Source organism: Micromonospora sp. NPDC003776 (assembly GCF_053605645.1).
In genome coordinates this window covers 1-9,718 of record NZ_JBSGJR010000230.1, presented here as the reverse complement: position 1 = coordinate 9,718, position 9,718 = coordinate 1, and the positions used below count along the sequence as shown (strand labels likewise).

Below are 9,718 nucleotides of genomic sequence, written 5' to 3'. Positions count from 1 at the left end.
GCCCCGGACGATCGCTGATCGACCGGGGCTCGTCGGTTGCGTGCCGAATCAGGCGAGGTCGTACCGGTCGAGTTCCATGACCTTGGTCCAGGCCGCGACGAAGTCGGTCACGAACTTCCCGCGCGCGTCCTCGCTGGCGTAGACCTCGGCGAGGGCCCGCAGCTGCGAGTTGGAGCCGAAGATGAGGTCGACCGGGGTCGCGGTCCACTTCACCTCGTCGGTGGCCAGGTCCCGGATCTCGTACACGTGCTCGTCGGACTCCGACGCCTTCCACCGGGTGCCCGGGGAGAGCAGGTTGGCGAAGAAGTCGTTGGTGAGCACGCCGGGCCGGTCGGTGAGCACGCCGTGCCGGGTGCCGCCGACGTTCGTGCCGAGGGTACGCAGGCCGCCGATCAGGACGGTCATCTCGGGCGCGGTCAGGCCGAGCATGTAGGCACGGTCGACGAGCAGCACCTCCGGCTGGGTCTTCTCGCCGGGACGCAGGTAGTTGCGGAACCCGTCGGCGCGCGGCTCGAGGACCCGGAACGACTCGACGTCGGTCTGCTCCTGGCTCGCGTCGGTGCGGCCCGGGTGGAACGGCACGGCCACGTCGACGCCGGCGTCGCGCGCCGCCTTCTCGACGGCGGCGGAGCCGGCCAGCACGATCAGGTCCGCGAGGGAGATCTTCGCGCCGCCGGCGGAGTTGAACTCCCGCTGGATGCCCTCGAGGGTAGCCAGGACCGTCGCGAGCTGCTCGGGCTGGTTGACCTCCCAGTTGCGCTGCGGTTCGAGGCGGATCCGCGCGCCGTTGGCGCCGCCGCGCTTGTCGGTCGAGCGGAAGGTGGCAGCGGAGGCCCAGGCGGTGGATACCAGTTGGGCGGTCGTGAGGCCCGACTCCAGGACCTTCGCCTTGAGGGCGGTGATGTCGGCGTCGCCCACCAGCTCGTGGTCGACGGCCGGCACCGGGTCCTGCCAGAGCTGGGGCTCCGGGACCCACGGCCCGAGGAAGCGGCTGACCGGGCCCATGTCACGGTGCAGCAGCTTGTACCAGGCCTTGGCGAACGCCAACGCGAACTCGTCGGGGTTCTCCAGGAAGCGGCGGGAGATCTTCTCGTACGCCGGGTCGACGCGCAGCGCCAGGTCGGTGGTGAGCATCGTCGGCTTGTGCTTCTTCGCCGGGTCGTGGGCGTCGGGAATGATCGCCTCGGCGTCCTTGGCGACCCACTGCTTCGCGCCGCCGGGGCTCGTGGTGAGCTCCCACTCGTAGCCGAAGAGGATCTCGAAGAACCGGTTGCTCCACTGCGTCGGCCGGTCGGTCCAGGTCACCTCGAGACCGCTGGTGATCGTGTCCCCACCCTTGCCGCTGCCGTAGGTGCTCAGCCAGCCCAGGCCCTGCGCCTCCAGCGGGGCGGCCTCCGGCTCGGGGCCGACGTGGTCGTCTGCGACGGCGGCGCCGTGGGTCTTGCCGAAGGTGTGGCCGCCGGCGATGAGGGCGACGGTCTCCTCGTCGTTCATCGCCATCCGCCGGAAGGTCTCGCGGATGAAGTGCGCCGCCGCGGCCGGGTCCGCGTTACCGCGCGGGCCCTCCGGGTTGACGTAGATGAGACCCATCTCGGTGGCCCCGACGCCGGCCGTCATCTCCTTCTCCGAGACGTAGCGCTCGTCGCCGAGCCAGGTGTCCTCGGGCCCCCAGAAGATCTCCTCGGGCTCCCAGACGTCCTCCCGGCCGAAGCCGAAGCCGAAGGTCTTGAAGCCCATCGACTCCAGGGCGACGTTGCCGGCGAGCACGAGCAGGTCGGCCCAGGAGATCTTCTGGCCGTACTTCTGCTTGACCGGCCACAGCAGCCGGCGGGCCTTGTCGAGGTTGGCGTTGTCCGGCCAGCTGTTCAGCGGAGCGAACCGCTGGCCGCCGTCGCCGGCACCGCCGCGACCGTCGTCGATACGGTAGGTGCCCGCGGCGTGCCAGCTCATCCGGATCATCAGGCCGCCGTAGTGGCCGAAGTCGGCCGGCCACCACTCCTGGGAGGTGGTGAGGACCTTGGCGATGTCCTGCTTGAGGGCCTCGACGTCGAGCTTCTCGAACTCCTTGGCGTAGCTGAAGTTCTGCCCCAGCGGGTTGCTCTTGGACGAGTGGGCGTGCAGCACCGAGAGGTCGAGCTGGTTGGGCCACCAGTCCCGGTTGCTGCGCGGACGACCGCCGGTCTTCGGGGTCGGCGAGTCGATCGCCGGGTTCTCGCTCTCGCTGCCGTGGGCGGTCACGGAGTCGTGGGCGACCGGGCAGCCGGCCGCTTCCTTCTTGTCCACGCCCTGCGCGCTCACCGGGGCGTTGTCCTGGGTGTCGCTCATGTGCTTCCTTCCGAACTGGCGGGTCACTGGGACGTGCGTTCGGTCGCGCAGTCGGGGCAGGTGCCCCAGTAGACGACCTCCGCCTCGTCGACCGCGAAGCCGTGGTCGTCGGAGGCGGTGAGACAGGGGGCATGGCCGACGGCGCAGTCGACGTCGGCGATCGCGCCGCAGGAGCGGCACACGACATGGTGGTGGTTGTCCCCCACCCGCAGCTCGTAGCGGGCGGTGGCACGGGCGGGCTGGATGCGCCGCACCAGACCGGCGGCGGTGAGGGCGCGCAGCACGTCGTACACCGCTTGATGGGAGATTGTGGGATGATCCGCCCGTACCAGGGCGATCACCGCGTCGGTGTCGACGTGCGGGTGGTCGCGCAGCGCGGCGAGCACCGCCAGCCGGGGCCGGGTCACGCGCAACGAGACCGCCCGGAGCTGCGTCTCGAAGGCGGACGTCATGGAACGAACATAGTCCACTCTTTTGGAATTGTTCAAGTTTTTGCGGATCCCGACACGCCAGGTCCGCGCGGGCGTCCGACCCGGGATGCAAGCTCCGTGAGCTGCCGCAGGCCATGCACTAAAAGTGCACTACCATGCACTCATGGATGAGAGCACCGCCGCCCTGGCGTCGGCCATCGGCCTCCGGGTGCGCCAGGAGCGGCAGGCGCGCCGCTGGACCCTCGATCAACTGGCCGAGGCCGCCGGGGTGAGCCGCCGTATGGTGGTCAACGTCGAGCAGGGTGCGGCGAACCCGAGTGTGGGCACCCTGTTGAGGCTCGGCGGCGCGCTCGGCGTCGGACTCCCCGCCCTGGTCGAGCCGCCGCAGGCCAAGCCGGTCAAGGTGACCCGCCACGGTGACGGCGCCGTTCTGTGGAGCGGTGCGTCCGGTGGACGTGGCGTGTTGGTGGCCGGCACCGAACCACCGGATCTGGTCGAGCTGTGGGACTGGACCCTGGGCCCGGGCGACCGTCACGCGAGCGAGGCCCACGCGCCCGGTACCAAGGAGCTGGTGCAGGTTCAGCAGGGCACGGTCACGGTCGAGGTCGCCGAGCAGTCGGTCCCTCTCGGTGCCGGGGATGCGGTGGCCTTCCCCGGTGACGTGGCGCACTCGTATGCCAACCCCGGTACGCAGCCGGCGAGGTTCTCCCTCGCGGTCTTCGAGCCGGGCGTGGGAGCCAAGCCCCGGTCGGAGGTTGTCCGTGCCTGACCTCGACGCGCTCCAGAAGTTCCTCGCCGCCGGCCAGGTCGACGCCGCGGTGTTCGCGCTGCGGCCCGACTACCGCGCCATGCTGCTGGCCGTCGACGGGATCGCCCCGGGCCCGAGTGACGAGGCGAGTGACGCCGCGCTGCGGGCCGCGGAGACAGCAGCTCGCGAGGTGCTCGCCGACCACGCGGTGGAGCAACTCCCCCATGTGGCGGCGTGGCGGGAGGCGTACCGCGGGTTCGGGGCCAAGCCGCAACGCACCCGCAACAGTCTGGAGGCGCTCCTGCGCCGCGCGGCGTCCGGCCTGCCGCGGGTGAACCGGCTCACCGACCTCTACAACGCGGTCTCGGTGCTACATCAGCTCCCGCTCGGTGGGGAGGACCTGACCCGCTACACCGGTGCGCCGCGGCTGCTCCGCGCCACCGGCGCCGAGCCCTTCGACACCGCGGCCGGCGGCATCGCCGTGATCGAGCACCCCGAGCCGGGTGAGGTGGTGTGGTGCGACGACGCCGGCGTGACCTGCCGGCGGTGGAACTGGCGGCAGGCCCGCCGCACCCAGTTGCGCGACGACACGACCGCGGCGCTGTTCATCCTCGACGCGCTGGACCCGTTGGCCGACGAGGCACTCCACGCCGCCGCCGAGGACCTGATCTCCCAGCTGAGCCGGCTCGGGCCCGACGTCCGGATCGCCCGCCGCCTGATCACCGCCACCACCCCCGATGCCGGAGCCTGACATGCTCATCCACCCCTGGGACGCCGCGCTCGACCCCGCCGAGTGGCAGGAGTGGCTGGCCTCCACCGACCGGTTCGGGATGCTCGCGGTCAACAACCTCGACCCCGCGCAGGCCCCGCTGATGCTGCCCACCCACTTCACCGTCGCCGGCGGCGAACTGCTCCTCCACCTGGCCCGGCCGAACCCCGTCTGGCGCCATCTGGCGGCGGCCACCGAGGTACGGCTGGCCGTCGTCGGCGACTACGCCTACATCCCGACGTACTGGCGGGCCACGCCGGGCCAGCCCGCGGAGGACGGCGTGCCCACCAGCTACTACAGCGCCGTGCAGTTCGTGTGCCGGCCCACGGTGGTCGACGACCCGCAGGGCAAGGCGGAGATCCTCGCGGCCCAGCTCGCCGACTTCCAACCCGAGGGCCGGCACGCCACGGTGGCCGCCGACGAAACGCCGTACGGCCGGATGCTGCCCGGCATCCGCGGTGTCCGGCTGCGGGTGCTGCGGGTGGACGCCAAGTTCAAGTACGACGACCACAAGCCGGGCGCACACCGTGAACGCGTCATCGGCCACCTCGAACAGCGCGGCCATGGGCTCGACGCCGGGGTCGCGCGGCAGCAGCGGCGGCGCCTCACCGCGGTCGGCGAGTGGCAGGCGGAGTGACGTGCCGGTCAGGGCTGGATCTCCATGTCCGCGATGAGGCCGTCGTTGAAGCGGTAGACGTGCTTCACGAGCTGATCGGCGACAACAGAGCCGTGCAGGGTACGCACGATCTGGTGCACGGTGACGGTGACGCGGTCGTCGTCCCCAGTGTGGAACTCCGTGGGCACCACGACGGGATCGATCTCCGCCCACTGCCGCCGCCAGTAGGCGCGGACCTGGTCGTGGCCTCGGAGGACGCCGCCCTCCCAGCCGTTCGGCCACGACACGTCAGGCGCGAGCGCCGCCAGCACGGCGGAGACGTCCCGGCGGTTGAACGCCGCGTAGAGCGAGCTGAGCAGTTCCAGTCGGGCCGCGGGCGCCGGGGATCCCATGCCGTGAGTCTCACTGCTCCGGTCGGTCGCCACCAGGTTGATCTGCCGCCGGCAGAATGCGCGCCCGTGGGCAGCGGTGGGTGCGCCAGACAGCCGGTGGCGGCTGGCTGGCGACGGCCCGCCAGCCGGGTCGGCCCGATCGCTACACCCGCCCCTGCAGGACCTTGCCCAGTCGGGTCGCGACGTCCTTGCGCTTGTCCGGATCGCTGATCTTCACCTTGATCCCGCAGAAGTCGCCGCTGCGGCACGGGAACCACAGCTCACCGTGGGTGGTGTCGTAGGTGGCCCCGTCGGCGGACCCGGTCACCGGCTCCCCGACCTCGGCCACGGCCTCGTACTCGGGCTTGGAGAGAACTGTCGCGGAGATCGCCTCCACGAGTCCGTCCTTGGCGCCCGAGGTCGCCGTCCAGACGCATCCGCCGAGCGCGTAGTCATGCTGCCCGCCGTCGTTCGGGCCGATCACGTCGGTGACCTCGCTCGCGGTGAGGCGCTCGCACTCGCCGCCCTTGGCCTCGGTCACGGCACTGGCGGCGTCGTCCGCCGTACCGGAACCGTCCGCCGTACCGGACGACGTCGGACCGGCGTCGCTGCCGCACCCCACGACCAGGGCGAGCGCGCCGCCGACGATCGCCACGTGGGCCAGCTTCCGGAAGATGTTCATGGGTCATCCCTTCCCAACGGGGGTTCGCTTGTCGCCTGCCGCCCGACGTCGGGCGGGGCATGGGTTCCGCTGCTCAGCGGTCAGCCCCGGCACAGGGGCACGTCCGGTTCGACGATGGTGCGGTTGACGATGTCCTTCTTGAGGAAGTCCGCCTCCGTGGGGATGTCGACCTTCAGCACCTTCTCGATCGCCTTCGCCAGAGGTGCGGACATGTTGATGCCTTCGCCGGCGCGGACGGTCGCCACGAGCGTGGATCCGCGACACTTCACGGCCGGTCCGGCCAGCGGCAGGCCCACCCGGCCGGCCGCCGAACCGTTGGTCAGGCCGACCGAGGCCACGATCGCGGCGAACGGCCCGGCGCCCGCCACCGGCAGGCCGATCATGAAACCGAAGCGGAACTCCACCGCCAGGACGATCGCCTCGACACCGATGGACACGCCGCGCAGGGACTGCATGATGCTCTTGCGTACGGAGAAGGTCGGCGTCAGGACGGACGAGCCGGCGTAGCCGATCGGTCCGGCGAGCCCCCATTGACCGGTCGCGGACAGGTTGCCGTTCTTCGCCGTGAACGCCGTTTCGACGAGGAACTTGAACGTCTGTTTGAGGGTCGCGGGAAAGCCCCCGATGATGATGGGCTGCTTCACCTCGATCGGGAACTCGATCTTCGCCTTCTTGTTGTCGCTGAGCCCACCCTGGGCACCGGCCGCGATCGTCACCGCGAGTCCCTCGACCCCGTCGATACGGAACGACGGGTTCGGGATGATGCCGTTCGCCACCCGGATGTCACCCTGGACGCGCAGGTTCCGGACCAGCAACTGGATGTCGAAGTCGACCTTGAGACCGCCCGCCCGCCCCTGTGCGGCAGTCGAGTGCTCGGCGGTCAGCCCCAGCTTGGCGCTGTCCTTGTACGCCGTTACGTCCCAGTCCCCGACCTTGCGCTGAGCGCTCTTGGCCGCCTCCGGGCCCGGCCCGCGCGCCGGCCGAAGGGCGATCGGCGGTACGGCGAGCCGGAAATCGCCCGCGCCGATGGCGTTGGTGCCCAGCCCGGTGGCCTTGTGGGGATCCGGTAGGACGGGGGTGGCCTCGGCCCCGCCGACCGCCTCCCCCAGCAGGTCGGGCAGTTGGCTGAAGGTCTGCGACTCGAGATCGAGCGCCTGGTCGATCGTGAAGTGGCCGTCCCGCACCACATCGGTCAACTCGACGGGGGCCAGGGTGACGGCCAGGTCGTCGCCCGTCCGCGCCAACCGCACCACCCGGCCGAGCGCCTCACTCGTGGCGAACATGATCTTCCCGGGCGCGAGGTCGTCGGCGCCCTTGGCGGCACCGTCGATCACGTACGTGAAACCGTCCCGGCTCACGGAACGGATGGCGTCGCCGCCCCCGGAGACGAGCACGACGTCCGGCTGATATGCCACCGACCGGTCCGGCTTCGGCGCGTACCCGTACTGCCGGCCGGTAGGGTCCGAGCCGGCGGAGCTGCTCAGGCCGCACCCGGCGGTGACGGCGACCAGGCACACCAGGGCCGCGGTGCCGCTGAGCCGGCGGCGAACCACGCTGCGGCCAGGCGTGCCGTCGCGGCGCTCCGTCCGAGGCGCATGGCTGGTCATGGGCTCGACGCTAGGTGGCTGGGGCGGTTACCGAATCGGGTGATTCCCTATGCAGAGTCCGGCCCACCCGGCCTCGGCGCTTCGCCGCCCGGGGCCGGCGCGGGTGGGACGGAGGCTCACGCGCCGGCCCGGTGGGGTCCGATCCGTGGCGACCCGCTACTCGGGACGGTCGACCGGGGCATCGCCGATCGAGAGGGAAATCCCCGATTCCTCTCAGCGCGCCCGGTCCTAACCTTCGATCCAGGACGTGACGCCGCTCGCTCCCGATCGGCGCGCCAATCCGCGACCCGGTCGACAGGTCCTGTCCGGCGGCGGGTCCGACCACAGGGAGATCCGTACCGATGAATGACAACCCGGCTCACCGCCGACTCGCCGCGCTGGCCCTGATCGCGCTCCCGCTGCTGGGCGCCGCCGGGTGCGCCCGTTCGGCGAGTACGCCCCCGCCCGCGCCGCCGGCCGCCGCCGGCCAGCCGGTCGGAGGCGGCACGCCCGAGGCGAGCGTCGACGATTCGTCCCCCACCCCGGCCGGCGCCGTTTCCGACCCCTGCGCCCTGGTGTCCAAGAAGGAGGCCGAGCGACTCGCCGGCACCCGCCTCGAAGACGCGAAGCCGGTACGGGAGAGCTGCACCTACACCGGTCCGGTCACCGGCCCGACCGCACAGGTGGAGGTCTACGTCGGCGACGGGGCGAAGAAGTTCCTGGACATCGAACGGGATCTCGGGCACGAACTGCGGCCGCTGCCGGGCGTGGGCGACGAGACCTACGTCAGCCTCGAGGCGGTCTTCGTCAACAAGTCCGGTCTCTGGGCAGCCGTTCGCCTGGTACGGCTCAACGACCCGGCCGAGAACCGCAAGCCGTTGGAAGCGGTCGCCCGGACTGTCGCCGACCGGCTCTGAGCCCGGTCGGAATGCCGGCGCCCGCGTTCTGCGCGACCGTCACGGCTGAACCGAGCGGCGGCATCGGGTCGGACGTAACGGCACATGCGATCGTCCGGGGGTATCGGCGGTGGCGGTTCGGCCTGGCTCGGGTTGCGCCACCATGCCATATTCGTCACGTGCTGGGCGAGATCGTCGGCCGCGACGCGGTGATCGACCAGGCGGGGCGCTGCCTGCGTGCGGCGGGCACGGTGCTGCTGGACGGGCCGGCGGGAATCGGGAAGACGACGCTGTGGCGGGCGCTGGTGGCGCAGGCGGAGCACGACGGCTGGCTGGTGCTCTCCTGTGCCCCGACCGAGTCTGAGGTCGATCTGCCGTACGCGGCGCTGGCCGACATGCTTCGCCCACTCACTGAACGGGTGGCCGAACTGCCGGGCCCGCAGCGCCGCGCGGCCGAGATGGTGTTGCTCTCCGCCGACAGCGACGAGCCGGTTGACGAGCGGGTCGTCTGCGCCGCCACCCGGTCGCTGTTGGACGCGGCGCTGGCCACCGAGGTGCCGGTGCTGATCGCGATCGACGACACCCCGTGGCTGGACCGGGCCAGCGAGCGGGCGCTGCGGTTCGCGCTGCGGCGGGTGGCGCCTCGGCCGGCCACGCTGGTGGCCTGCCGGAGAGCCGAGGCAGGGCCGGAGGTCGTACCGCTCGGCCTGGACCAGGGTCCGGCCGGCAGCCGGCTCACCCGGTTCGGGGTGCAGCCGTTGGGTGTGGGGGCCCTGCACCACATCCTGCGCAACCGGCTCGGCACCACGCTCGGTCGTCCGCTGCTGGCCAGGATCGCCCGTGATGCGGGCGGCAACCCGCTGCTCGCGATCGAGCTGGCGCGTGCCGTGATGCGGCTGCCCCGACCGCCGTCGCCGGGCGAGGACCTCCCGGTGGCGGCGTCGATGCAGCAACTCCTCGCCGAGGTGCTGGCCACGCTGCCCACCGAGACCCTGCACGCGGTACGCCTGGCCGCGCTGCTCACCGTCCCGACGCTGCGCGACGTGACCGCCGCCGGGGTGCGGCCAGCGGTGTTCGACCCGGCGGAGGAGGCTGGGCTGCTGGTGGTCACGCCGGTGGCGGTCGAGTTCACGCACCCCGTCTACGCGTCGGCGGTCCGCTCGACCATCTCGCCTGGGATCCGCCGCCGGATGCACCGGGCGCTCGCCGACGTCGTCGCCGACCCGGACGAGCGGGCCCGTCACCTGGCGCTGTGCACGGTCGGCCCGGACGCCGCGATCGCCGGCATCATCGC

10 protein-coding genes are annotated in these 9,718 nt (G+C 71.7%); 5 read left to right on the top strand and 5 right to left on the bottom strand.

Annotated features, from left to right (window positions below):
• Nucleotides 1-48: 48 nt before the first annotated feature.
• Nucleotides 49-2,325, bottom strand: a complete 2,277-nt coding sequence (gene katG, locus ACWEVO_RS19290) for a catalase/peroxidase HPI (protein ID WP_452308903.1) — start codon at nt 2,323-2,325, stop codon at nt 49-51.
• A gap of 23 nt (nt 2,326-2,348) precedes the next feature.
• Nucleotides 2,349-2,777, bottom strand: a complete 429-nt coding sequence (locus ACWEVO_RS19285) for a Fur family transcriptional regulator (protein ID WP_452308902.1) — start codon at nt 2,775-2,777, stop codon at nt 2,349-2,351.
• A 142-nt stretch (nt 2,778-2,919) separates the two neighbouring features.
• On the opposite strand from ACWEVO_RS19285, the gene ACWEVO_RS19280 reads away from it, so the two are divergent.
• From ACWEVO_RS19280 to ACWEVO_RS19270, 3 genes are read left to right on the top strand one after another with little or no spacing between them, the layout of a single operon-like run.
• Entirely contained in the window at nt 2,920-3,525 is a 606-nt protein-coding gene (locus ACWEVO_RS19280; RefSeq protein WP_452308901.1) for a helix-turn-helix domain-containing protein, read from the top strand.
• The gene (locus tag ACWEVO_RS19275; RefSeq protein ID WP_452308900.1) at nt 3,518-4,255 is read left to right on the top strand and encodes a B3/B4 domain-containing protein; all 738 of its coding nucleotides are present in this window, start codon (nt 3,518-3,520) and stop codon (nt 4,253-4,255) included. Before ACWEVO_RS19280 ends, ACWEVO_RS19275 begins: the two co-directional genes overlap by 8 nt.
• Nucleotide 4,256: 1 nt before the next feature.
• Nucleotides 4,257-4,910, top strand: coding sequence for an FMN-binding negative transcriptional regulator (locus ACWEVO_RS19270; protein ID WP_452308899.1), 654 nt, complete (start codon nt 4,257-4,259; stop codon nt 4,908-4,910).
• Between the two features lie 8 nt (nt 4,911-4,918).
• Here the strand turns inward: ACWEVO_RS19270 and ACWEVO_RS19265 are convergent, their stop codons facing one another.
• From ACWEVO_RS19265 to ACWEVO_RS19255, 3 genes are all read right to left on the bottom strand, one after another.
• Complete coding sequence (locus ACWEVO_RS19265; RefSeq protein ID WP_452308898.1) at nt 4,919-5,281, bottom strand: nuclear transport factor 2 family protein; 363 nt, start codon at nt 5,279-5,281, stop codon at nt 4,919-4,921.
• Nucleotides 5,282-5,423: 142 nt separating this feature from the next.
• Entirely contained in the window at nt 5,424-5,942 is a 519-nt protein-coding gene (locus tag ACWEVO_RS19260; protein WP_452308897.1) for a hypothetical protein, read from the bottom strand.
• 80 nt (nt 5,943-6,022) lie between these two features.
• Nucleotides 6,023-7,549: a hypothetical protein gene (locus ACWEVO_RS19255; protein ID WP_452308896.1), complete on the bottom strand. Its 1,527-nt coding sequence runs from the start codon at nt 7,547-7,549 to the stop codon at nt 6,023-6,025.
• A 341-nt stretch (nt 7,550-7,890) separates the two neighbouring features.
• On the opposite strand from ACWEVO_RS19255, the gene ACWEVO_RS19250 reads away from it, so the two are divergent.
• Both ACWEVO_RS19250 and ACWEVO_RS19245 read left to right on the top strand, forming a co-directional pair.
• Nucleotides 7,891-8,445, top strand: a complete 555-nt coding sequence (locus ACWEVO_RS19250) for a hypothetical protein (RefSeq protein WP_452308895.1) — start codon at nt 7,891-7,893, stop codon at nt 8,443-8,445.
• 158 nt (nt 8,446-8,603) lie between these two features.
• Nucleotides 8,604-9,718: AAA family ATPase (locus tag ACWEVO_RS19245; RefSeq protein ID WP_452308894.1), on the top strand; the 1,115-nt coding region annotated here is incomplete at its 3' end.

Bases quoted from the DNA above. Each gene is read 5' to 3' on its own strand.
- ACWEVO_RS19255 (WP_452308896.1), bottom strand. From the start codon at position 7,549: ATGACCAGCCATGCGCCTCGGACGGAGCGCCGCGACGGCACGCCTGGC.
- ACWEVO_RS19280 (WP_452308901.1), top strand. From the start codon at position 2,920: ATGGATGAGAGCACCGCCGCCCTGGCGTCGGCCATCGGCCTCCGGGTG.
- ACWEVO_RS19270 (WP_452308899.1), top strand. From the start codon at position 4,257: ATGCTCATCCACCCCTGGGACGCCGCGCTCGACCCCGCCGAGTGGCAG.
- ACWEVO_RS19285 (WP_452308902.1), bottom strand. From the start codon at position 2,777: ATGACGTCCGCCTTCGAGACGCAGCTCCGGGCGGTCTCGTTGCGCGTG.
- ACWEVO_RS19250 (WP_452308895.1), top strand. From the start codon at position 7,891: ATGAATGACAACCCGGCTCACCGCCGACTCGCCGCGCTGGCCCTGATC.
- ACWEVO_RS19260 (WP_452308897.1), bottom strand. From the start codon at position 5,942: ATGAACATCTTCCGGAAGCTGGCCCACGTGGCGATCGTCGGCGGCGCG.
- ACWEVO_RS19265 (WP_452308898.1), bottom strand. From the start codon at position 5,281: ATGGGATCCCCGGCGCCCGCGGCCCGACTGGAACTGCTCAGCTCGCTC.
- katG (WP_452308903.1), bottom strand. From the start codon at position 2,325: ATGAGCGACACCCAGGACAACGCCCCGGTGAGCGCGCAGGGCGTGGAC.